The organism is Cupriavidus sp. HY129 (assembly GCF_059492215.1).
In genome coordinates, this window is the sequence record NZ_CP083254.1 from 665,044 (window position 1) to 689,388 (window position 24,345).

The window sequence follows — 24,345 nt, forward strand, 5'->3', positions numbered from 1 at the left end:
TCCCTTTTAGCTCGCCAGCCGGGCAATAGAGACGGCCAGCCATCGATCCAGCGCAAAATACACCAGACCAGTACTGACCAGTGCAATGGCTACCCAGGCCAGTGGCGACAGGCCGCGCCATCCCCGCGCCTTGCCGGCGGTGACGATGACCGGCCCGGTAGTCTTCTGCACGCCGGCGTGCTTGAGGCGCTCATCGATGGCGTGCACCAGCGCCTCGCGGGCGGCGTTGCCCTCCAACGCAAATTTTCCCTGAAAGCCCAGGCCCAGTACCGTATGAAAGACGACCAGCAGGGGGATGACCGGCTGCGCTTCCGCCAGCCTGCGTTCGATGCGCGCAATCAACTCCTCGCCCGCGTTATGGCTCTGGAACTCCTGGACCTGCAATGGTTCGCGCTCCCAGGCGCTACGCTCGTCGCCGGCGAGCCGACGCAATGCGTACTCGTCCAACAAGGCACACTGCGCATAGGCAGCATCCTCGGCCACGGCCTGGGCGTGGCCCGCGGCCTGGAACTCCTCCCGCAGGCGGGTCACTTGATCGAGACACTTTTTTCGAAATACTGCGAAGGTATCGCCGGGCGCAGCGTCATCGGCTAGCTCCGTTACGGTGAGCGCGGTGTCGCGCAGGGCGAGGGGCAGAATGGTGGTCAGCGTTGTCATGCTGGCAATACCGCAAAGAGCTCAAGGGAGACGTCCGGCACAGAAGCGGGGATGTAGAACTGGCAGGCCCGAGCAGCCAACATGCGTTGGAATGCTGGATGGCCACTGTCGAGCGCGAAATACTGATTCTCGATCCGAACCGGAATGGCTGCGGGCAGACGTGACATGGTTCGCAATGGAATCCCCGGCAAGGCCGAATTGACGATCTGTTCGACCTCATCGGGCGCCCCCGCCTTGCACAGACGGGACAGTTGCTCGATCAGTATCTGGGCGGGTAGTCTCGCCTGGACCGACAGGTAGTATTCGGCGCCTTCGACAAGCCGCTCGTCGAGGATCTTGCCCATCCAGACCGTGGGCCGGATTTGCTCAAGCGCCACAGGGACGACCCGCGACGGAATCACCGTATCCAGGAGCGTACGGATAAGCGATTCCAGCTCCGCGAACATCGGTTCGGGCGTCTGGTGGTCATAGGCCGGGATGGCCTGCAGCGTTTCTGTGGTGGAGAAGGTCAGGAGCGACCCGGCCAGACGGGAGAGAACAGCATAAAGCCGCTCCGGATGCTGCTGCGGTGCTGCGCACAGGCGGGCCAAATCCGGCCAGGTTCCGTTCACGCTGTGCAATAGCCAAAAGAGTGCGACGTCAGCGACTGCAAAATCCGCAATCTGGTCGGAACGCTCACGCCTGCGCACAGCAAGGCTCGCGCTCTTGGCAGCCAGGATCTCCGAGAGTCGGCGCATGCGCTCGGTGAGCCGGTCGTTCGCTGACAGCAAGAGGCATGGCGGCACGAACACCGGATCGAGTTCGAAACGCCCCTGCGATGTGCGTACCAGCCGCGTGATCGGGCAGGTCACGTAGTCGCCGTGCGTCTCGAAATCGAAGAGCAGGGCCAGTGCGTGCCGCTCGACACTGATCTCTTCCTTGCCTTCCCCATGCAGGTCGGCGACTTCGAGATACTCGCGCAGGAAGCGCCGCGGCCGGACGGGCCGCTCGCCGGTCTCGACGCAGTTGCCGCCTTGCGTATCGACCAGAGGCAGGCCGATCAGCACCACGACGCTGTCGACGTTGGACGGCACGTCGGCGAGATCGCGTGTGGGTGGGGTCTGGTCTACAGTGTCCGTGTCGATCACCGTGCCATCCGGCAGGCGGATCGCCAGCGCATTGACCATCAGTCGATGGATGGATAGCGCCTGCGAATCGATCTCCACGCGCACCGTACCCCATGGCTCGGGGCTCGCGATGCGCGCAATGTGCTCGTTGGTGTACTGTTCCCACAGCGCTTGTTGCTGGAAATGCTGCGGGGTCATGAAAATGCCCTGCGCCCACAGTGGCCTTGCTATCTTCATCGTGATCGATTCATCGTGATCGGCTCATACGCCGAAACAACCCTTTCCACATGGGAGACGCTGCACGGTGACTCATAGCTACCGTGCGGCAGGCCTACGACATGTCTGCGAGCTGTCTAAATCGCCGTCGAAGCCGACAGCAGTCGATCGGCTTTCGCCTTGGGCATCTGCGAGACCAGCGATAGATTGATATCCATCCCTTCGATCTGGAAGTGCGGCACGATGAAGAGCTTGACGCGGAAGAAGCCCGGGTTGTCTTCGATGTCCTCGACGATCACCTTGGCTTCGCGCAGCGGGTGCGAGGCCTGAAGTTCATCGCCCGGATCTGTCATCTCGGTGACGAGCGTCTTGATCCAGGTGTTCAGTTCCAACTCCAGCACGCGGCGGTCCTTGGTGGTACCGATGTTCTCGCGCTGAATCAGTTTCAGGTAGTGGGCGATGCGTGACAGCAGGAAGATATATGGCAGGCGCGCATTGACGCGGCTATTCGCCGTAGCCTCTCTGGTGTCGTAGAGCGCTGGCTTCTGGGCAGAGTGGGCCGAGAAGAAGCACGCGAAGTCGTGGTTCTTGTAGTACGACAGCGGGATGAATCCCAGATTGGCGAACTCGAACTCGCGCGTCTCTGGGATCAGCACCTCGGTCGGGATTTTGGCCTGATTACCGGTGCCCAGGTCATACAGGTGGATCGGCAGATCCTCGACGAGACCACCGGCCTGCGGGCCACGGATCTGCACGCACCAGCCGTTCTTGATGAAGCTATGCACCATGTTCACGGCAAAGGCGAACGAGGCGTTGCCCCACAGATAGCGGCTGTGATCCGGCCCTTTGACGGCTTCGGTGTAGTTGAAGGCGCGCACAGGTACCGTATCCGGGCCATAGGGCAAACGCGCGAGGAAGCGCGGCAGGGTCAGGCCGATATAGCGGGCGTCATCTGAATCGCGGAAGCTCTTCCACTTCAGATACTCGGCGCGATCGAAGTAATTACCGATATCGCGGATGCTGGCCACCTCGTCCATCGAGTCCTTGCCAAAGAACTTCGGCGACACCGAGCCGATGAACGGCATATGGGCGGCGGCGGACACCTTGGAGATATTGCGCAGCAAGACAATATCCTGCTGGCTGCGGTCGAACTCGTAGTTGGAGATGATCGAGCCGATGGGTTCACCGCCGGGGGTGTCGTACTCCTGAATGTAGGTGTGCAGGTACAACCCGCTCTGGATGACCTCTGGGGTGTCCTCGAAATCCTGGCGCAGCGCGTCCTTAGACACATCCAGCACTTCGATCTTGACGTTCTTGCGGAAGTCCGTCCGGTCGACCAGGAACTTCAGGCCGCGCCACGCCGACTCGATCTGTTGGAATGTCTCATGGTGCATGATCGCGTCCAACTGCTGGCTGATCTGCTGGTCCAGATGCGCGATATGGAAGTCGAGTAGGCTCTTGTCTAGACGATCGACCTGTTGCGATGAGTCCTGGATCATTCTCAGGAACACGGTCATCGCCTGGGCGACACGCTCATCCAGCGACGATTCGGACAGCGCATCGGCGCTCTGGAACGACTCCATCGGGCGCGCGGCCTTGACCGGGGTCAGGTTGATCTTCTCGCACAGGGACTCATAGACGCTCTTGCCCGGCGCATCCAGGACGACGGTGTCGGTTTCGCTGTTGGCGCTGGGGGACATTTCATGCTGGGCCATGGGGCTCAATCCTCAAGAATTCGGGTTACTGGGCAGATTGGGAAATCGGTGCAGCCTCGCCGATCTTCTGCAGATCGGCCCGCAGGCGCTCGGAAAGACCAGGGTCCTTAAGGATCTTTTCGAGCTCGCGACGAAACATGGCGTTGTCGAGCAGATTCGACTTGAGGTCGCGCAGCAGGTTGCGTGCGGCCATCAGGGCTCGCAGCTCGGGCACGCGGCTCGCAACCACTTCTGGCTTGAAGTCATCCATCGACTTGAAGTCCAGATCGACCGACAGTTCCGAACGATCCTGTGCGAGGGTGTGCTCGACCGCGATCCGCGCCTTCGGGTTGAAGTCGGCGAGGACGGAGTTGAAGTTGTTCTTGTTGATCGACACCTTCTCGCGCTCAGCGAGGGCTTGCGTTTCCTGCCCGTTGCTGTAGTCGCCAATCACCAGCAGCTTCAGTGGCAGCTCGACTTTCTTCTGCGTACCACCCGTATGCAGGTCGAGCTTGATGTTGACCCGCGCCTTAGGCACTTCATTCTGAAAACTCTCGGCCATATGCAATCCTATTTAATTCGCGAAATTCGCAATTAAGCGATCTTCAATTCCGAAGGTTGGTGCAACCAAGGAACAACGATCCGGCGGGCAGGGTAGTGGAATCCAGTAGGTGCGGATATAGCATTTATCCGGTTTTGCACTGGACATTGTTTTGCACTCAACTGCGGCTGAAATCGCATTTCCGGCACCGTCATTTGCGGGTAGCGTTCGATGCGCGGGAGCGTACATCGTCGCTAGATGTTGGCTCCTTGCAGCTGGTTCGATCACGCTGACAACGGAGCAAGAAGCATGGCGGGTGAGTTGGATGGACTAAAGGCGAACGGAGCTGGGGCGCCGCGCAATGCGGTGGCCATGACGGTTACCGGGCGGCAGGCGTACTTCCTCGAGGTACCAGGCACCGCCAGTGCCGCAGAGTTGTCTGTGGTGTCTTTCGAGGCAGTGGAACGCCTGGGCGAACCCTATGAAGTTCGGGTACGGCTGACACATCCGCTGGAGTTGGACCGGGCCGAGTACCTGAACCGGGACGCCACCTTCATCATCAATGCGATCGACGACAGTGAGCCGCGCAAGTTCGCGGGCTGGATTTCGGAGTTCTCGAAGACCCGTCAGACCCGCGACTTCTGCGCTTACGAGGTGGTTGTTGTGCCGCAGGTCGCGCGGTTGAGGCTGACGAAACGCAATCGCATTTACCAGCAGAAGACTGCCCCGCAGATTATCGAGGCCATCCTGCGTGGCCATGAGCTGAAGGGGCATCAGTTCGCGTTCAAGACCCGGCGCACCTATCCGCAGCTCGCCTTTCGCATGCAGTACGAGATGTCCGATTGGGACTACATCCGGCTGCTGATGGAACAAGAAGGGTTGTACTGCTATTTCACGCCGGGCAAGTTCGGCGAGATGGTGGTGTTCGGGGACGACATCGACCACTACATCTACCAGCCCGAGCTGCGCGTGCCCTACCGCGAAACAGCAGGCCTTGAGTCGGGCCTGGAAGCAGTCTACGAAATCCAGACGCACGCAGTAACGGTGCCGGCGTCGGTCAAGGTGGCGGACTACAACTCGGCCGATTCGTGGGAACGAAAAGTGGTCGAGGCCAACATCGCCTACAAGGACAAGACGACCTACGGCCAGCCCTACGTCTACGGCACGCATCACCTGGACCAGGCCGGAGCGAAATGGCAAGCGCAACTGCGGCACGAAGCGGCTATCGCTTGGCAGCTTGTCTACGCGGGTAAAAGTAACGTGCTGGCATTGCGTCCGGCGCGCATTTTGCGCATCGACACGACCTTGCCGGACGCGCCCAATGGGCAGGTCATCACCGAAGTCATCCACACCGGCGCCCGCGATCAAGCGTACCGCAATACCTACAAGGCCATTCCTTGCGACCGGCGCTTCCGCCTGCCGATGGACGAGTCAAAATGGCCGCGCATTGCCGGAGCGCTCAGTGGCCGGATCACGTCGCCAGGCCAGTACAAGTATGCGTACCTGACGCAGGACGGGCACTACATCGTCCGGTTCGACTTCGACTTTGACGAGTGGCCCAAGGGCGGCGAGAGCGTGCCGCTACGCCTCGCCAAGCCGTTTGCCGGGGCCTTGCAGACGGGATTTCACTTTCCGCTGATTGACGGTACCGAGGTGGCGATTGCCTTCCATGATGGGAATCCCAACAAGCCTTTTATTAGTGGCGCATTACACGCAAGCCTGCAGCCCGATCACGTCACCAATCAGGACCGGTGGATGTCACGCAGCGTCTTCCGCACGCAGGCCAATAACAAGCTGCGCTTCGAGGATTGGCAGGGGCAGGAGAGCGTCAAGCTATCCACGGAGTACGGTGGCAAGACCCAGCTCAATCTTGGCTACCTCGTCGATCACAAGAAGAAAAAGCGAGGCGATGGGTTTGAGCTGCGTACTTCGGGTTGGGGTGCGATCCGGGGTGGCAAGGGGCTGTTCCTATCGGCGGATGATCAGCCGGGGGCGACAGGCCAGCAGCTCGACATGCAGGATGTCGAAGCCACGCTCAAGCAAGGCAAGGAGATACTAAGCTCCCTCAACGACTCGGCCAGCGCGGCCAAGGCTTGGCTCGCAGACATCGACCAGCAACGCACGCTCATTGAACAGAAGCTGCTGAGCCTGCAGAAGCCTGTCCTCATTGCCACGGCCCCGCATGGCGTAGGCGTGACGAGTGGGGAGAACATGCAACTGGCAGCGCGCAAACAAATGTTCGTGACCGCTGGCAGTGGTCTGGACATCGGCGTTCTTAAACGAATGACGGTCGCCGCTGGGGAGGCCATATCGCTATTTGCCGCGAAGCTGGGTATCCGTCTCTTTGCGGCCAAGGGCAAGGTTCAGATCCAGGCGCAAGGTGATGCGTTGGAGTTGATGGCGCTGAAGGATGTTGTCGTCAGTTCGTCCGAGGGCAAGGTCATGGTCACCGCGTCTCAGGGCATCACGTTGGGCGACGGCTCCGGCGCGTACATCACGATTGGCAACGGAAAGATCGTGCTGGCCAGCCCGAGCGGTCAGATCGAAGCCAGGGGCAACCTGAATGTCGAGGATCCCGCAGGCGGCAACTTTACTTTCCCGAACTGGATAAACGCCCCGGTGAAAGACATCAAGGGCGACATGAACTTCGGGTTCTCCGAGTAAGGCAAGCGCATGGCGACTACCCCGACGACTCCGTCTCTGCCACCACTGAAGCTATTGCGCTTCACGTTCCCGTTCCGCAAGAAAGGCAATGGCACCGCATCCATCGAGATTACGGACGAGCACGAATTTCACAGAATCCTGAAGAACGAGCCATCCGGGACGTATTCCCTCAGCAGCAAGGGAATGTGGCACGGTGGCATCCACATATCGGAAGCTGGCGCCGGCCAAGCCCTTGACCTGAAAGGCGGTGTGCGTTGCATCGCCGACGGTGACGTGGTCGCATGGCGCCTGAATCGCAGCTACCCCATCAGCGAACTGCCTGCGCAAAACGGCAAGCCAGCTTTCAGTGCCCCCTACAGCACGGGCTTTGCCCTGGTGCGCCATGCGATGGAGTTCCCCAGGGGCACCAAACTTACGTTCTTCAGCCTGTACATGCATCTGCAGGACCTCGCTGGGTACGAGAGCGATGCGACACTGCCCAAGCCAGCTTACTGGACTCCGGAATTCAAAGTTACAGAATATGCCCAGGACAAGCCCCATGTCAGCCCGCGCGGCGTGACTGCGCCGTCGGAGCAGAAAGGCCTGAGGGTCCGGGCCACCCATCCGCACGGCGCACCCCGTTGCATCCTGCCGCAAGGCACGCAGTTCAGCATCAGCGAACGCGCGGGCGATTGGGGCAAGATCAAGGATATACACGGGACACAGGCGTATCCGCCGACTGTGGGGGCGTACGTCGCGCCATCCGCTGCGGTCGGTGGCTGGGCGTTTCTGGGCAAGGAGCATGGTGGCTATGTAGCTGAAGCGGTCATGCCGGACTCCATGTTGGACCAAGTGGTGGTGCCACCCCAACCGGTGCCCATCAAAGCAGGCGACCTGATCGGCTACCTGGGCCGCTATGACTCGTTGGGTCAGCAGACATCGAATCAGATGGTGCATATCGAGGTCTTCTGCGGCGACGCCATCAAGCCATTCCTCCAACAAGGTCGCGCCTGGATTGAGCAACACTCTCCCTTTCCCGATCGTTGGAAGCAACTCGGGCTACCGAGCGAGCCAACTATTTTGCGGATTGCCAGGCAGACCAAGCTGTACAAGGCCGCCCTCAACGAAGGACAAGACGCCCCGCAGACCGGCGTCATCCAGGTGCTGTCGTTGGCCGGGTTGGCCAGGCTGAAAGACAACAAGGTCATGGAGACCACGCCGGGTACAGACAACCAGAAGCGGCCGTGGTGGAAGGTGGACAGTGCGGATGTGCGAAGCCGGGTCGTCAGTGGTTGGGTGCGCGAGCAGAGTTTTGCCGGCGGCCGGGTGACCCGCGAATTTGCGCAGGCCTGGATTGACTTCGATGCTTCTTTCGACGACCCGCACGATCCGACACATACGATGTTCGCCACCACCAAGGCGTATGTCGATTACTTACTGGGTGCCGATGTCCCCGCTCCAGGCGCACTCGCCAAACTCAGTCCCTTGATGGCAAAGGTATATCGGGCCATTTACGCCACCGGGGACGGCAGACAGGCGGCGGATGAGTTGTGCGATGCCGCCAACGATCCGTGGCGCGCGCTGCGCATGTCACGCCTGATTATCAAACACGAAAGCGAATGGGCTAACCCGGTCAAGTGGAGGCGCCTTATCCAGGAAATTGAGACACGAACCGGGCCGCAAGTCCAGCACGAGGCCGAGCAGAAGCGTATCGAGAAGCTGGTCTGGTGGGATGAGGTGAAGGCCGGTGTGAGTGATCTGCCGGGATCGGATGTGTTTCATATTCATCCGATTGGATTGGTTGGGAATTTTGCAAGGGAAAACTGCAAGGCTCTGGAAATTACCACCGATATGCTGAAACAGGTAGCTCGAGCAACATCGGATGAGCTGCTTGATGAGTACGTTAGCCCTCTAAATCGTGCTTTTGTCGATCACAGATTCGATTCTTGTATATCTCAGGGGCATTTTCTTGCGCAAATTCTTCACGAAAGTGGTGAGTTCAAATTCACCAAAGAACTCGGTGGGGCGAAAACATATGACCCTTGGCGTGGCCGCGGGTTAATGCAGATAACTTTTGAAAAGAACTACAAAGAATATCAGGCCTATTCCGGAGTGGATTGCACATCCAATCAGATGGCCATGGCTGAACTTGAGAAACCAAATCATGCATTGTTGTCTGCAGCCTGGTTTTATATTGTTAAGGAAGGATTGCGTGATCCAAGTAATGCCGACGATTTTATTTGGATTACTAGAGTTATTAATGGTGGATTTAACGGATACGATGACCGCCTTAAATATTTCAACCGGGCAGTACAGTCCCTAAATCTTCAGGGTTGCCTCAAACTCAACAGAGATGGCAAGTATCGATTCGAGGAAAGTCGTGCCTACAACGAGAAGAGGGCATCTTGCGCATGGGGCATGTGGAACGACTCTGGGCTTGGCAAAGGCGGAATAGCGAGGAAAAGTAACGATGAGGCGAAGAGGGGGTACAAACGCTATCTGGAACTCGACTTGGCAGCGGGAAGCCCAGTAGATGTAGCCGGCCAGCCAAAAGACAAGAATTGGTATGGAATATCTGGCTCGGTTAAAACATACGTGCAGAACAGACTTGCAGCATTGGAGGCTTCATCGTGAAATCAATATTGAGCTTCCGTCAGATATATTATATTTTCCATTTTTTCTTGTTCCTGCTAACTGACGCTGGAGGTTATGCATTGGCTCTGGCCAATCCAGCTGACTTCGATCTGGTAGATGATTTTGAAAACAACGGAATGCCAGGAAGAATAATATATCGCGATAGTGGGGGCGGAATTTATGTTGAATATAAATCACAGTTCCTAAATAAGACGTTCAAATATTCGATTGATAAATTTGATGAATGTAGTTCCATGTCAATTTACAAAATTCAAAATACTCGTCGAATCGCGATTGACGGTAGCTGTTCAAGTAATGGTGGACAAATATACAGGGATGTATATGAATGGAACTCAAATTACTCGAATTGGTGCCTTGTTAGGCGGGTTACGGGTGAGCGTGCCGATGTTGTTAATGAAAAATATTATTCGTCAGAGAGAGTGGCTAGAGTTTCTGGTTGCGCGATCATTGGGTCAACCGACTCATATGGATATGAATCAGTCGTAGATGTCCGCAAGAAGATTCAAGCTAATCTAAGTGCCTTTCGGCAGGCAAGTAGAGGCAAGGATACCCTAAGAGCCTATTTGTCCTCGATGGCGCCTTATGACGTATCTGAGCTTGCTGAGTATGTTGATTCAGATAATGTGGCAGATTTCAATAATATTGCGTATTTCTTGATAGAAAATGGGAGATCTGGTGATGCTATAGCTCTCCTGGAGGAAGTAGTAAAAGAATTTCCAGATCGAATCGTCGCAAAATTGAATCTGGCGGACGCCTACTGGAATGTCGATATTGGTCGGAAGGCAAGGAAATTATATGGCCAATATTATGACGGTATGATTTCGAAAAATATGGGCGGTAAAATTCCATCTCGAGTTATTGAGAGAATTAAATAGAGGTGATTGCTTTGTGTTGGGGGGGCTTATTATAACTATATATAATATATTAATACTCGGAAAAAATCTGAGTGGAAGTGGTACGCCTTGCATTTTTCGCATCTGCCGTGATGTCGAGCAAAAGGACTCTTCCGGTAAATGATAAATTTCAAATGGAATTCTCCGGTCCTCTTCATGGTCAGGATCAGAAAGTATCTGGGAAAGGCTGGAGGCGGGCGACGTTAATAAAGTCGCGAGGGGAGGTGGTGGAACTCCTGTCCTCCGAGAGAATGACCTCCACGGGAGGTGCCTTCTTTTCTGGTGCAGATTATTCTCGTGTATCGCCCAACGGAAGATATGTCGTCCTGTCAACTATCAGGGCTCGTGGTCGGTGATAGTCCCGGGCGGGTAACAAGTTACGTAGCCAGTCGACAGTGTTGCCCGGTAGTTGATACGAAAACCTATTGCATTTTGGCTAATAACTTTGTGCCGCAAAGATGTCTTCCTTGTTCGCAAAGGTTGAAAGATAACCTAGTAGGAATGAATACGTGAAAAACCTTGCATGCGAAAACGACGACACGACCCACGGCGGCAAGATCCTGACGGGCTCCGACCGCATTAAGGTGAAGGGGCGGCGGGCCGCCCGTGTTGGCGACATCGTGTCGTGCCCGATTCATGGGGACAATCCGATTACCTCAGGAAGCGCCCGCATGACCGACGCTGGTGTTCCTTTGGCACGGGATGGAGACCAAACCGAATGCGGCAGCGTCCTGATTGCTACCTCGGAAGGCGCGACGGTTCGATAGATGCCTGTCGATTTTGCTAGAGTTCCGCCGCGCGTCGCGGTGCCGGAGTCGCCTCAACCGTCGGTGGTGGTGTGGGCGCTGCTGTTCGTGGTCATCATGGGGGCCGGGGCCGCGCTCACCATTACGTCGTGGCCTGCCGGGAAGCCGCTTGATGCGTTTTTCTGGCTTTGCTGTGTCGCCTATGCGCCGTTTCTGTGGGCATTCCTACTCTTTCTATACCTTGGGCACGGTCATCTGCGATGCCGTCAGACCATTGCCGACAATGCCGCCAGTGACAAGATTGACGTCGAATGTCACGCGGAGGCCAGCGTGCCCCTCGCGGTGCTTGGGCATGGCTGGTGTTTTGCTGGTGACGAGAAAGAGGACGATGTCGATGGCATCGTCAGCGGCGCGACACTATTGGGCTTGAGATCCAGTGGCGCGGAGCCCGGTACTGATGTGCAGGCGCGCTGGCTGGAAATACCCGGTAAACCGCTTCCCCCTGGCAACGCGCAGACCGAGTTCGTTCGCCAACAGGTAATCACTGACTGGCTGCTTGGCAGACTGGTCGAGCGGATCAGCGCAGGTTTGCTGGTGTTGCCGGCGGGTTGCTCCCTTCACGTGCATCTGAGCCTGCAAGCCTTGTGCGAAGTGGAAGAGGTGCGTCTTGGCCTAGCGAAGCTCATTTCGGCTACCACCCCCGCATTGCGAGTGACCACTACTGTGAGCGCAAACGAGATGCCACTGTCTGAGGCAGATGTGTGGCACGACGGATTGGCGGCGCACGATGCGCATTTGCTGTTAGCGGTGCGGCTTCGTCCCGCCATTAGCCAGCGGTTGGAGGACGGAGTGGCGGAGGCAGGTGTGGCCTTGCTGGTGACTCGACCCGAACTCGCTCGCAGTGCGTCGCCTTTGATGGCGCCGCTGTTCTTGCATCGGCCAGCCATCGACTCGCTTGAGAACGCGGGCCAGGCTGCGCATCTTGCCGTGCGCTGGGGAAAAGCTGCGGCCCCACAAGCCCAAGTAATTTGGGCTCATGCGCTGACAGAGGGTGCGGTGCGGCAGATCAAGGGCGTGTCTGCGTTCGATCCGCATGCGCCATGGTTCGATATCGATGCTGCGGTTGGCGACTGCGCTAGCGCCGGAGCCTGGCTTGCCACGGTGCTTGCTATCGAATACGCCTCTCGCACCGAATCCCCGCAGATTGTTGTTTCCCAAAACGATGACCACATCGTCGCCTTAGTGTGCAGAAAGCAGGTATGAGCGATAACAATCCCAAACTATCCGCAGAGTTCTATCTTGGCGTAGCCCTGTTTCTTGTCTATGTCGCATTGGCACTGACGGCGCCGCTTCTGGTGTCTGAACGGCGCTGGACGACTGAGTGGTTGGTGATCACGGAACTGTGCCTGCTGGTACTGTTGCTACTCGGGCTGGTATTCCTGAAGGTGTTGCACGCTGTTCTCTTGTGGATTGCCAGCATGAAAGCGATTCGATATTTGCGGGCGCATTTGCAGCAGAAGCACAGTCTCGGTGCTGCTGCAAATGCCGGACAATCAAGTCTGGACGCTAAGGAGCAGTGCCGAGCATTGCGCGAGGCGCTGCGTGCGCATTGGGGTTGGCGTTGGCGCTTTCGCCAGCCGTGGCTGCTGCTCACATGCAACGATACGGCTATTGCTCGCCTCCTGCCAGGCCTCGTTACCTCCGGGTGGTTATTGACCGACGATGGCGTACTGCTGTGGTCCGGGGCCAGCCAGAGCGGTCAGCCGGACGTCGCGTGGCTCAAGCAGCTCTACAAGTTGCGACGCCACCGTCCAGTGGATGCGGTGATCGCTGTAACCGACGGCGAGGCGGATCTTCCGAGCCAGCGCCACGGCACTCACCCCTATGGCATGAGTCTCGCGCGTGTCGTAAAGGCCCTGCGGTGGTCGGCGCCGGTCTACATGCTGGATGTGGCGGCAACGAACGCTGCAGGCAGCAGCAACTCGCCGGTCGTCGCCTGTGAATTGTCGAATCACGCTGATGCGACCGCCATCGAGGTAGCACTGCGGTCACTAGGCGGCCAGTTGGCGCAGCGTGGCATGGCGCAGTTAGCTCACGGGGATCGCAATTCCTACCTTGCCAAACTATCCCAGCAACTCGATACCCGCAGCAAGGCGCTGATTGACTGGAGCGCCGGTCTGACTGCTCGCCAGCGTTGGGCCATTCCCATTCGTGGCATCGCCTTTGCCCCATACCCCTCGGGGACGAGCACTCAGCCCGAGATGCTAGGCAGTGCCAATCTGCCGCACTGGCGCTACCTCAGTGAGGCGGCTCGCCGCCAGCCCGGCAAGCGAATCGGCTGGCACCCGATGACGGTGTGCGCTGGATTCGCGCTGGCGGCAGTCGGCTTGTGGTTCGCAGGCATGCTGGCATCAAGCTGGTTCAACAGCCGGGATGTTCATGCTGCGCTGCAAGCCGTCACGGAGATCCGTTCGGCATCGAACCCCGCCGCCCGCCTGCATGCACTGCTGGCCCTGCAGCAGCAGATCGAGCGCTACGAATACCGCACGCAGCAGCACGCACCGCTGCTGACCCGCTTCGGCCTGAACCGTGACGCCGATGTGCTGGCCGCCCTGTGGCAGCCCTACGCGAAGGCCAGCCGTGAGAGGCTTGTCGCGCCGGTGCAGCAGAATCTGGAGGCGACGCTGGTGGACCTCGGCCAGTTGCAGACTACGGCGCTGGACGACAAGACCAGCCAGTGGGCGCTCGGCGGTCGTGACGACCTCAAAGCCTACCTGATGCTGGCCCATCCGGAGCGCACCGAGCCTGATTTCCTTGCCAGGCGTCTCCCGCAGGACTGGTCCACCGAAGCCCGCATCACACCGGGAGAGAAACAGGATCTGGCCGAGCGCCTTTTCAAGTTCTACGCGCGGCACCTGAAGGCCAACCCGGACTGGAAGATTGAGCCCCGCCCCGAACTGGTGGCCGGTGCGCGCCAGACGCTGCTGGCGGTCATCGGCGCGCGCAGTGCCCAGGAGACGCTGTACCGGGGCATCCTGAGCGGCGCCGGCAACAAGTATCCGGACCTGACGCTGCCGTCGCTGACCGCTGGTACGGATACGCGCGGCCTGCTGCGATCCACCGCCGCTGTACCTGGCGTTTTTACGCGCCAGGCGTACGAGGGCTATGTGGCGAACGCGATTGACGCCGCCGCCACGCGTCGCGATGTCGCCGCCGACTGGGTACTGACCGGCAGCCAAGTGGCCGGCGTCATGGCTACCAAATCCTCCGACGAACTGCGTGCGGCCCTGACCGAGCAGTACTTTGCGGAGTATGCCGCGCACTGGCAGGACTTCATGAACAGCCTGCAGTGGGAGTCGGCGGCCACCTTGCCCGGCGCCATCGACCAGCTCAAGCTGCTGGCCGATGCGCGCCAATCCCCGGCGATCGCGCTGATGAAGTCGCTTGCCTACCAGGGCGGCGCGGGCGTGCAGAAGACTTCCCTGTCGGACGCGCTGGTGAGCAAGGCCAAGGACATCCTTGGCAAGAAGGACGACGCGCCTGACAGCGCGAAGGCGGCCCCGACCGGCCCGCTGGACGCCGCGTTTGGCCCGGTGCTGCGCCTGGCGGGACACCCCGGCCAAGCAGGGCAAGGCGGCAACAGCGATCTGAGTTTGCAGCGATATCTGGACCGCATCACGGCTTTGCGCCTGCGCCTGCAACAGGTCAGTGTCGGCGCCGACGCGGATGACCGGGCCCGCCAGATGGCGCAGGCGATGTTCCGGGGCACGAGTTCGGATCTGGCCGATACGCAGGCCTACGCGCAACTGGTCGCGGCGAGCCTCGGCGCGGAATGGGCGGGCATGGGCGAAGCGCTGTTTGTGCGTCCGGTTGCGCAGGCGACGCAGGCCATCGTGCTGCCGGCACAGGCCAGTCTGAACGACGTCTGGCAACGGTTCATTGTGGCGGAGTGGAATCGGATCTTCGCCGGGCGCTATCCATTCGCCAACACGGCCAACGACGCCTCACTGCCTGAACTCGCGCAGTTCCTGCGTCCGGAGGGTGGCACCATCCAGACGTTCCTGGCCACCCAGCTCGCAGGGGTGCTGGAGTTGCAGGGCGGTCAGTGGGTGGCTGCAGCGGGCGCGCGTGGCATTACGTTTGACCCGGAATTCCTCAAGACCATCAACACCCTGCAGCGCATCGGCGCCCACATACTGGTCCAGGGGGACCCGCAGTACCGCTTCGAACTCAAGCCGATCGCGACGCCGGGACTCACCGATACGAAGCTCACCATCGACGGCCAGAAGCTGCACTACTACAACCAGCGTGAAACCTGGCAACGGATGACATGGCCCGCGAGCAACCTCCAGGATCCGGGCACGCTTCTGCAATGGCAAACCGAGAAGGCAGGCACCAACAAGAACTACGAATATGGCGGACGCTTTGCGCTGCTGCGCATGATCGGACATGGCCATATTGCCCCGATCGATAGCGCCACGGTGCAAATCACGTGGCCCGCTGCACCGGATACACGTGGCCCCTTGGAAGAATCCACCGACGCCCGGTCTGCCAAAGCGCCTTACGAGATTCGCTTCCTGATGCGTAGTGAGGCTGGCCAAGGGATATTGGAACTGCTGCCCCTGATCGGCCTCAAGCTGCCGCAGCGCGTGTTCCTGGTCGGCAAGGGCGGCTCAGCAGTGGATGTGCTATCGCCCGCAGCACGGAAAGCCAAACGCGGAGGCTTGTGATGAATACGAGGATGATCGACGTCACGGCACTTCGCCCATGTCCGTTCGCCGCAGGGGCACCTGACACTGGCGATGGAAGGGTCTGCCTATGCCTCGACCTTTCGGCTGCGCGAGGCAACGCGCACTTGAAGCACGTAAAGCACGCGAAGGAAGCGCATGTTCAATAACCTGTTCAACGCGCTGTTCGGTGCCCGTGCCCCCGCCGATCTGGCCCGCTCCACGCTGGCCCGGTGGGAGCCATGGCTGCAGCCGGTCCGTCAGGAGGCACCAGTCGGAGACGACCCGGGTTACGAGGATGACTTCCTCGCCATCAAGGAGGAAGTGGCCAGACGCTCGGATATCAATGAGGCCCTGATCGTGGAGTCGGCCGAGCGCCTGCTCAAGTCCAGCGCCAAGGATGTCCGCCTGGCGGTCTACTACATCTATGGTCGTATGAGGCGCGACGGTGCCGAAGGGGTCGCAGCCGGCTTCGAGTTGCTGGCGGCACTGATCGATCGCTTCGGTCCCCAGTTGCTACCTGCCCGGGCGGAAAGCCGAAAGGCCGCACTCGAGTGGTTGGCCGGTTCCACCTTTACCGAGCAGCTTGACCGGGTGCAGGGACTGTCCGGTGCGCCCCTGGAGCGCGCGCTGTCGGCGCTGGCGCTGATCCTGGAGGGCACCGGACAGTGGCCCAAGCCAACCCGTCCGGCGCTCGACGCGCTGTTTCGCCGGTTCGAGGAACGGGTCGAGACGCCGTTGTCGGCGGAGGGTGAGGGGAACATCGCTGCTCCGAAAGCCCTCGCCACGGCGTCGCTCTTGGACGGAGAGGTGGCCTCCACGCGCGACCTGGTGGATCGGGCGCGCCAGATGGCGCTGTTCCTGCGCCAGCAGCCCGACGGCTATCTCGCCGCCTACCGGCTGATGCGCTGCGTGCGTTGGGACACCCTTACCGAGGCGCCGCCGCATGAAGCTAGCGGCAGGACCCGTCTGATAGCCCCACGCGCCGAACTACGCGCGCAAATCAAGCGATTGGCGTTGCAAAAGCAGTGGCCGGAATTGCTCGACCGGATCGAGCCGGCCTTCGCCGAGGGCGCCAATCATTTCTGGCTGGACTTGCAGTACTACGCGTTCATGGCGCAGGACCAGGCGGGTGGCGCCTACGCACGCGTGCGCGACCTGCTGGCCACCGACTGCGCCCTGATGCTGGAACGTCTGCCGGGCCTGGACCAGCTTGCCTTCTCGGACGGCACGCCGTTTGCTGACGACGCCACGCTCGAATGGATTGCGCGCTACGCCACCGTGCGGGATATCGAGCGCGGCGAACCTGTGACGCCGGTTGCGGTGGCCTCTGTGAGTACCGACTTGGCGGAAACGGAAGCGCAGGCGGCCGACCTCGCCGCACAGCAGAGCCTGGAGGCTGCCTTTGCCTGGCTGCAGGGGTTGCCGGCACCGGCTGGCGAGCGCGATCGCTTTGTGCGGCAACTGGTGATGGCGCGAGTGGCCGAGCGCGCCGACCGGGCCGATACTGCCTTGCACCTGCTGTCCGCGCTCGAATCTGGCACCCAGCGCTATCAGCTGGCCAACTGGGAGCCCGCCCTCGCGTTCGAGGTCAAGCAGCAACTGCTGCGCCTGCTGAAAGTGCGCCTCACCCGCAAGGACGCGGACAAGGCAGCCCTGAGCGCGCGCATCGAGGCGCTGGTGGGCGACCTGATCGCCATCGATCCTGCCCGCGCCGTGGCCGTGGCCGTGGCCGTCGCCGCCGCCGCCTAAAGCGTACCCATCCTGTACTGCATGAACCATCCCACCCAAGACAACGAGATCCTGCGTTACTACGAAGCGGAGATGCGCTACCTGCGCGAAGCCGGAAAGGAGTTCGCACAGGCGTTCCCTGACCGCGCCCGCATGCTCAACATCGACCGTATCGGCGAGCGGGACCCCCACGTCGAACGGCTGTTCGAGGGCTTCGCCTTCCTGATGGGGCGGCTGCGCCATAAGCTGGACGACGAGTTGCCGGAACTGACCGAGGGCCTGGTCAGCATGCTATGGCCGCATTACCTGCGCATGATCCCGTCATTGTCGATCCTGGAACTGACCCCGAACGGCGGAACGCTGCAGCGCCATGAAACGCTGCCGGCCGGGCTGGAGGTGGTCTCCGACCCCATCGCGCTCGCGATACAAGGCGGGAGTGAGGGCAGTGTCGAATGCACTTACCGGACCACGCAACCGGTCGATCTATACCCGTTGCGGCTCACTGAAGCCAACGCCTATGCGCGCGAGGATGGCCGCTCGGTCATCCGGCTGCGGCTGGCACTACAAACTCAGGGGCGCCGCGAGCAGTTGGCGGTGCCGCGCCTGCGGCTCTACCTGCATGCCGATCGTCCGCTGGCGCTGGCGCTCTATTCGGCGCTCACCGCTGAGCCATTGGCCATACAAGTGCGGGTACCGGGCTATCCGGCCGACCGGCCCGGCGCACCGCAGCCGATGACGGGGGTGCGGCTGGAGCCAGCCGGATTCGCGACCGAGGAACGCCTGTGGCCGAAGGCTGACAACGCCTTCGGGGGCTACCAACTGTTGCTGGAGTACTTCACCTTCCCCGAGAAGTTCATGTTCGTAGATCTCGTGGGGCTCGATCTGGACGCCATCCCGGAAGGCATCGAGCACTTTGATGTGGAGGTGGTACTCAAGCAGCCGTTCCCGGACGACATGCGCTTCTCGGCCGATAACGTGCGCCTCTTTTGCACGCCGATCATCAACCTGTTCGAGCTGGAAGCCGACCCGATCACCATCACCCACTTCGAGACCGAGTACCGGGTGCGGGTCATGGAACAGCATGGTCAACATGTGGAGCCCTATTCGGTGGAAACCGTACGGGGCTTCGAGGCGGGCAGTGGCAAGCGCTTCGAGTACGCGCCGTTTGCCGCGTTCCGCCACCGGGGTGGCATGCTGCGCCACGAGATGCCGGAGCGCTATTTCCACACCCGCGTGCGCCGCGGTCCTTCGGGGAGGTTCGACACCTGGGTGGTACTGGGGGGGCACGCCTGGGATCATCAACAGTCCCTGCCCGAGGAGACGCTGTCACTGTCGGTCACCGGCACCAACGGCATGCTGCCGCGCAAGGGCCTGCGCGAGGCAGGCATCACCCGCACGAGCGGGGGATTTACGCACATTGGCACCGTGCGCAACCTGACCGCGCCGACGCTGCCGGTGTATCCACCTACCGCCGATCGCTTCCATTGGCGCGTGCTGTCGCACCTGGCGCCCAACTACCTGTCGCTGCTCGACGCCGAGGTTTTGCGCGGCAGCCTGGCGCTGTACGACTGGACCGATGGGGAACTGAACCGTCGGCGTATCGAGGCCATCACAGACGTGCGACATCGCCCGCTTCAGAAGCTCGTCAAAGGCGGCCTGTTGCGCGGCGTGGAGATCGAAGTGGTGCTGGATAGCACGCGCTTTGCCGGCGAAGGCGATGTGGAATTGTTTGGCGAGATGCTTAACCGCTTCCTGTCGCTATACGCAACCGTCAATCTCTATACGCGCTTGGTGATCGTGTCGCAGCCTAGCGGCAAGCGCCAGGTGTGGCCCGACAGCAAAGGGGAGGGGGCTCCGTTTTGAGCGCACCGAGTCAGACCATGTCACCCCCGAAGGAAGGCCCCTTGTTGCGAGCGTTGCTCGCCAATGCACACCGGATGAATTTCTTCCGGCTTTGTGAACTGATCGAGCTGTCCGCGCCGCATCGCCCGCCGTTGGGCACCACGGATTCCCTGGCCGACGAACCGGTGCGCTTCCGCTCCAGTGGGGGGCTTGGATTTCCGGGACGTGAGATCGATGCGGTTGAGTACGACGATGACGACCCCGACCGGCCACCAGTCATCCGCACGGCCTTCCTTGGCCTGTACGGCGTCGACGCGCGTATGCCGTCGTATTTCGTGGACGAGATTGCCCAGCGTCGCGATGGCGCGGAGCCGCTGGCGGCCTTCCTGGACCTGTTTCACCACCGCGTTGTCACGCAGTTCTACCGGGTCGCGCGCAAGTATCGCTATCCGATGGGTTTCCTGCCGGGCGGACAAGACGAGGTTTCACGCTACCTGCTCAGTCTGCTCGGGCTGGGGCTGCGCGAGCCGGGAGCCGGGCAGCCAAGCGTTGCACAGGGCGAACACGTCGAAGGTACCGTCAGCCCGCGCAAGCTGTTGTCGATGCTGGGACTGGCCAGCCAGCGCACGCGGACTGCCGAGGGTCTTGCTGGCGTATTGCAGCATGCCGTGCCGGATGCGCAGATCCTGGTGGAGGAGTTCTACCCCGTGTGGGTGCGCCTCGATGCCACCGAGCGCATGCCACTCGGCGAGAACTGCGTGCTGGGACGCGGCTTCTACGACCGGGCGAACACCGTGCGTGTGGTGATCACGCCCCAGACGCCCGAATCGGTGCTTGGGCTGATGCCGGGTCGGGCCATGCACCGGGAGCTGATGGCGCTGTTGCGTTTCTATCTCGGCCATGCCGCGCACGCGCATCTGGAAATGCAGGTGAGGCCAGCGCTGATGCCGGCTCCGGTCCTGAACTCGAATGAAGTGAACCTTGGATATAGCACGCAACTCCAGTACTCCGTGGCCACCGCCAACGCGACCCGGAAAGACGCGATCACGCGCGTGCAGTTGGGAACATGGAATGGACTCAGCGCCGGTGCATCCGCGCCGCCAAGCCATCGCAGTCAATGAAATCAAGCCGCACACTAGAACGAAGGGATGAACACGATGAAGCAAGCGCTGCGAAACGGGGGCATAGCCTTAGTCGCCACCCTTACCGTTGCCGGATGCGGGGCCGCACAAGCCGTGAAGAACAGCACAGTGGAAGCAGCGAAGTGGGCCTTCACGACGCAGGTCAAGACCATGAACCTCGATCTCGTCAGCCGGTCGTCGTTGAATACAAACAGCGCAGGCGAATCGTTGTCGACAGTGGTGCGGATCTATCAGTTGAAAACGCCGCAGGCTTTCGAACAGCTGAGCTACGTGCAGTTGCAGACAAATGACCTGGAGTCGCTGAAGGCGGATCTGCTCGCAAGCAACGATGTGGTGCTGCGCCCGGCGGCGAGCGTGAGTCTTGCAGAACCGATGCGAGAGGACTGCGAGTACGTTGGCGTCGCGGCGTTGTTCCGCGACGTGGGCAACAACGCGGTGTGGAAGCTGGTCATCCCGAAGAAGCAGTGGAAGAAGACCGATCCCGTGAAGATCGAGGCGCGTGGGAATGTCCTCGAACGTATCGGGGTGCCGTCAGGTGCACTCAAGTCGCAGGCGTCACAGCTTGGCGCAACGAGCGATACGTGACGACCGTCGGCGCCTGTCGCCTTGATGCGGCGAGATGCGCGGCAGTAACGAGACCGGCCCGCGCTTGCCGGAGTACGGCGTAGGCAGTATGTCTCTTATGAACACAAATCAAGATTCGTATTCATAAGCCGCTTCAAAGCGCCACAGCCTTGCTCCAGTCGAACGCCGGGTTCTCCGGCTCGCCACTGCGTCGGGAGATGTAGCCGCGCGGGTTGCACACCACGCGTGAACTGTCGATCCAGTAGTCGAAGCTCGTATGGGTATGGCCATGGATCCAGAGGTCGGCCTGGGCCACTAGATCCGGGCGGCGGGAGATAAAGCCGGCCGAGACGATGTCGTGCGCATAGCGTGCGTCGAGGCTGCCGAGGTCGGGGCCGTGATGGGTGACCACCACGGTCTTGCCGTCGAACGGTTGCGCCAGTGCACCGGCCAGCCACGCCGTGGCCGCGTGATGGCGAGCCAGCGCATCGGCGGGCGTGAATGGGCGGTGCTGGCCGTCGGCATCGGCGGTAGCGATCAGGCGATGATCAAACATCACGCGCGAGCACGCCTGCATGGCTTCGTCGACACGATCGACGCCATAGAGGCAGTAGTCGGTCCACCACGTGGTGCCGATCACGCGCACGCGCTGGCCGTCGGCGTCCTCGAACTCGGCGATGCCGTCGCTGAGCAGCGTGACATTCCCCGACTCCCCGGCCGCGTCGGCCATCTGCCGATCCACTGCGTCGAACGTGCTTTCGTAGTACTCGTGATTACCCGGCACGTAGAGCACGGGCCCCTCGAACACGCGCGCCGCCCAGTCGATGCCGTCGCGGCCGTTGGCGATGTCTCCGGCCAGGATCGTGAGGTCCGCGCCACAGGCGGGGACCTCCTCGGGCATGTTGTGTTCGATGTGCAGATCGCTCAGGATGCGGATCTTCATGCGGCGGCTCCCGGATGACTGTACGGACAGGGGTGGGGGATGGGTTTGCCCAGTATTTTTCAGAAGACTGGCGCGCGGGTCAAGCCGCCAGCCACGACCGGGTCACTGACGCGTCGTCGCCGCAGAAAGCAGAAAAGCCCGGACACTGTCCGGGCAAGACTGTCCACCTGGTGTTGCACCAGGGCGAGACAGCCGGGGGAACCGCTATGGCAAGGCGCCGCTTGTGCGACCGTCAGTTGGTGCCGGTCATGGTTGGCAGCAACACGCGGTAGATCTGGATGAACGCGGGCCCTAGCAACACCAGCAGGAGTGTGGGGAAGATCGTGAAAATCAGCGGAAACAGCAGCTTCAGCGCAATCTTCGCCGCCTGCTCCTCCGCGCGCATCCGGCGCTTGGTGCGAAGCATGTCGGACAGCACCCGCAAGGATTCGCCAAGGCTGGTACCGAAACGGTCCGCCTGGATCAGCATGGACGCGAACTTGTCGACGTCCTCGACGCCGGTGCGCAGCGACAGATTGCTCAACGCTTTCTCCTTCGAGAAGCCGGAGCGGAGCTCCAGCAGCATCAGTTGCAGTTCGTCGGCCAGCACCGGGCAGCGCAGCGCAAGTTCGTCGGCCACGCGCATCAGTGCGGCATCAAGGCCGAGGCCGGCTTCCACGCAGACCGTCAGCAGGTCGATGACGTCGGGGAACTCCTCGAACACCGTTCTCTGGCGTGCCGTCACTTTCCGGGACAGCACGATATTCGGAATGTAGTAACCGATCGCGGCCAGCACTGCCAGCACCGCGAACATCATGCTCTGTTCCTGGAATGCCGGGACACTGCTTGTCGCGATCAGTCCGATCATCGGGAGCGCCACCGCCAGCAGCGTCTTGGCGGCGAAGTACAGCGGGGCGGCGCTCGCATCGCGCCATCCGGCGTTCATGAAGCGCACGCGCAGCTGCGAATTCTCCCAACCCTCCTTGGGCAACGAGAGCCGCGAGACCGGCTGCGCCCATTTCACGAGCTTCTCGACCCAGGCCTGCTGCTGCCCGGCGTTGCCCGGGACAGTGCCAGTCTCGTTGGCGATCTGTTCCATCCTGCCGCGCATGCGGTCTGGCGAGAACACATAGAGCACGCCAAGTACCGTGCCGAATGCCGCAACGAAGACCAGCGCCAGCACGATCAACTGGTCTGCCCGAAACCCCTGCATGATGTCTTGCATGATCGACTCCCCCTCAGGATGCGCGCTCAAGCCTGCCTGTTGTTATCTGACTCATACCCGGATGCGGATGATCTTGCGCATCCACAGCACGCCGAAGATCATCGACGTCATGGCGGTACCCACCATTCGCCATCCAATCGGGTCTTCCCACAGCACCCGCATGAATCCCGGGTTGACCACCATGATCAGGCCCGCCGTGCCGAACGGCAGCAGGCCGAGAATCCACGCGGAGAGTCGCCCTTCGGCCGAGAGCACGCGGATCTTGTCGAAGAGCTTCAGCCGCTCGCGCACCATCGTGCCGATCGTGTCGAGGATCTCCGCCAGGTTGCCGCCACTCTCGCGCTGGATCAGCACGGCGATGACGAAGTAGCGGAGGTCGCCCACAGGCACACGCATGGCGAGGTTCGTCATGGCCTCGTCGAGCGCCACGCCATAGTTGATCTCTTCGAACGTGGTGCGGAACTCGGGACCCAGCGGCGCCTTGATCTCCTGGCCGACCATGCCAAGCGCCCCGGCGAACGAGTGGCCCGCACGCAGCGCGCGGCTGATCATGTCGACGGCGTCGGGCAGCTGCACTTCCATCTGCTTGAGCCGTTTGGTGCGCAGCCGCATGACATGCAGGAACGGCAGCAACCAGACGAATGCCACGCAGCCCAGTATGATCGGCAGCGGCACCGGCACCAACGGAATCAGCGCCACCGCGCACAGCACCACCAGGCCGCAGTAGCCGAACAGCTGTGCCACGGACCATGTGCTGCCGGACTGCTCGAGCCAGCGGTCCAGCGCGCCGATACGCGGCACGCTCATTAGCCAGCGCTGCATCCGCGGCGAATCGCTGAGAAGGCGCTTCTTGAGAATGGACAGCCGTTCGGCGCTGACGTGTCCGCCGGCCGAAAGCGCTCTCAGCCGCGCTTCGATGCGCTTGGCCGCGGGGCCGTGGGCATTGTTCCACCACAGATAGATGGCTTCGACACTGAGCACCACGGCGACGAACAGCAGGATGCCGAAGGCATAGAAGATCGTGCTCATGTGTTACCCCCC

The 24,345-nt window shown here is 60.9% G+C and carries 17 protein-coding genes; 10 read left to right on the forward strand and 7 right to left on the reverse strand.

Translation table 11 applies throughout. The features are described from left to right. Positions 1 to 6 precede the first annotated feature (6 nt). From K6G35_RS03065 to tssB, 4 genes are all read right to left on the reverse strand, one after another. Complete coding sequence (locus K6G35_RS03065) at positions 7 to 657, reverse strand: DotU/TssL family secretion system protein (RefSeq protein WP_035881454.1); 651 nt, start codon at positions 655 to 657, stop codon at positions 7 to 9. Continuing rightward, on the reverse strand, positions 654 to 2,000 hold the full coding sequence (gene tssK, locus K6G35_RS03070) for a type VI secretion system baseplate subunit TssK (protein WP_080709661.1): 1,347 nt from the start codon (positions 1,998 to 2,000) through the stop codon (positions 654 to 656). Before tssK ends, K6G35_RS03065 begins: the two co-directional genes overlap by 4 nt. Positions 2,001 to 2,116: 116 nt before the next feature. Then, positions 2,117 to 3,694 carry a type VI secretion system contractile sheath large subunit gene (tssC, locus tag K6G35_RS03075; RefSeq protein ID WP_035881455.1) on the reverse strand — a complete coding sequence of 526 codons (1,578 nt, stop codon included), beginning with the start codon at positions 3,692 to 3,694 and terminating at the stop codon, positions 2,117 to 2,119. Positions 3,695 to 3,719: 25 nt separating this feature from the next. Next, positions 3,720 to 4,235, reverse strand: a complete 516-nt coding sequence (gene tssB, locus K6G35_RS03080) for a type VI secretion system contractile sheath small subunit (RefSeq protein ID WP_495676074.1) — start codon at positions 4,233 to 4,235, stop codon at positions 3,720 to 3,722. A gap of 288 nt (positions 4,236 to 4,523) precedes the next feature. Here tssB and K6G35_RS03085 point away from each other — a divergent pair, with 288 nt between their 5' ends. From K6G35_RS03085 to tssJ, 10 genes are all read left to right on the forward strand, one after another. After that, positions 4,524 to 6,878 carry a type VI secretion system Vgr family protein gene (locus K6G35_RS03085; protein WP_495676075.1) on the forward strand — a complete coding sequence of 785 codons (2,355 nt, stop codon included), beginning with the start codon at positions 4,524 to 4,526 and terminating at the stop codon, positions 6,876 to 6,878. A 9-nt stretch (positions 6,879 to 6,887) separates the two neighbouring features. Then, positions 6,888 to 9,491, forward strand: a complete 2,604-nt coding sequence (locus K6G35_RS03090; RefSeq protein ID WP_008644481.1) for a glycoside hydrolase family 19 protein — start codon at positions 6,888 to 6,890, stop codon at positions 9,489 to 9,491. Beyond that, positions 9,488 to 10,387: a tetratricopeptide repeat protein gene (locus K6G35_RS03095; RefSeq protein ID WP_495676076.1), complete on the forward strand. Its 900-nt coding sequence runs from the start codon at positions 9,488 to 9,490 to the stop codon at positions 10,385 to 10,387. Before K6G35_RS03090 ends, K6G35_RS03095 begins: the two co-directional genes overlap by 4 nt. Positions 10,388 to 10,914: 527 nt before the next feature. Beyond that, positions 10,915 to 11,172 (forward strand): PAAR domain-containing protein, encoded by a 258-nt coding sequence (locus K6G35_RS03100; RefSeq protein ID WP_008644479.1) that lies wholly within the window; start codon positions 10,915 to 10,917, stop codon positions 11,170 to 11,172. After that, a complete protein-coding gene (locus K6G35_RS03105) occupies positions 11,173 to 12,414 on the forward strand; it encodes a KPHS_23130 family T6SS system protein (protein WP_035881458.1) in 1,242 nt (413 codons plus the stop codon). After that, positions 12,411 to 15,881, forward strand: coding sequence for an ImcF-related family protein (locus tag K6G35_RS03110; RefSeq protein WP_495676077.1), 3,471 nt, complete (start codon positions 12,411 to 12,413; stop codon positions 15,879 to 15,881). The genes K6G35_RS03105 and K6G35_RS03110 overlap by 4 nt, the downstream gene beginning before the upstream one ends. 156 nt (positions 15,882 to 16,037) lie before the next feature. After that, on the forward strand, positions 16,038 to 17,630 hold the full coding sequence (gene tssA, locus K6G35_RS03115) for a type VI secretion system protein TssA (RefSeq protein ID WP_495676078.1): 1,593 nt from the start codon (positions 16,038 to 16,040) through the stop codon (positions 17,628 to 17,630). Positions 17,631 to 17,651: 21 nt separating this feature from the next. After that, complete coding sequence (gene tssF / locus K6G35_RS03120) at positions 17,652 to 19,472, forward strand: type VI secretion system baseplate subunit TssF (protein ID WP_495676079.1); 1,821 nt, start codon at positions 17,652 to 17,654, stop codon at positions 19,470 to 19,472. Between the two features lie 17 nt (positions 19,473 to 19,489). Further along, the gene (gene tssG, locus K6G35_RS03125; protein WP_035881461.1) at positions 19,490 to 20,572 is read left to right on the forward strand and encodes a type VI secretion system baseplate subunit TssG; all 1,083 of its coding nucleotides are present in this window, start codon (positions 19,490 to 19,492) and stop codon (positions 20,570 to 20,572) included. 36 nt (positions 20,573 to 20,608) lie between these two features. Then, entirely contained in the window at positions 20,609 to 21,178 is a 570-nt protein-coding gene (gene tssJ, locus K6G35_RS03130) for a type VI secretion system lipoprotein TssJ (protein WP_035881517.1), read from the forward strand. A gap of 133 nt (positions 21,179 to 21,311) precedes the next feature. Here tssJ and K6G35_RS03135 read toward each other — a convergent pair whose 3' ends face one another. The 3 genes from K6G35_RS03135 to K6G35_RS03145 all read right to left on the reverse strand — a co-directional run bounded on the left by K6G35_RS03135 (position 21,312) and on the right by K6G35_RS03145 (position 24,333). Next, positions 21,312 to 22,100, reverse strand: coding sequence for a metallophosphoesterase (locus tag K6G35_RS03135; protein WP_008644467.1), 789 nt, complete (start codon positions 22,098 to 22,100; stop codon positions 21,312 to 21,314). Between the two features lie 232 nt (positions 22,101 to 22,332). Further along, entirely contained in the window at positions 22,333 to 23,304 is a 972-nt protein-coding gene (locus K6G35_RS03140) for a type II secretion system F family protein (protein ID WP_008644466.1), read from the reverse strand. A 51-nt stretch (positions 23,305 to 23,355) separates the two neighbouring features. Next, on the reverse strand, positions 23,356 to 24,333 hold the full coding sequence (locus K6G35_RS03145; RefSeq protein ID WP_495676080.1) for a type II secretion system F family protein: 978 nt from the start codon (positions 24,331 to 24,333) through the stop codon (positions 23,356 to 23,358). Positions 24,334 to 24,345 lie beyond the last annotated feature (12 nt).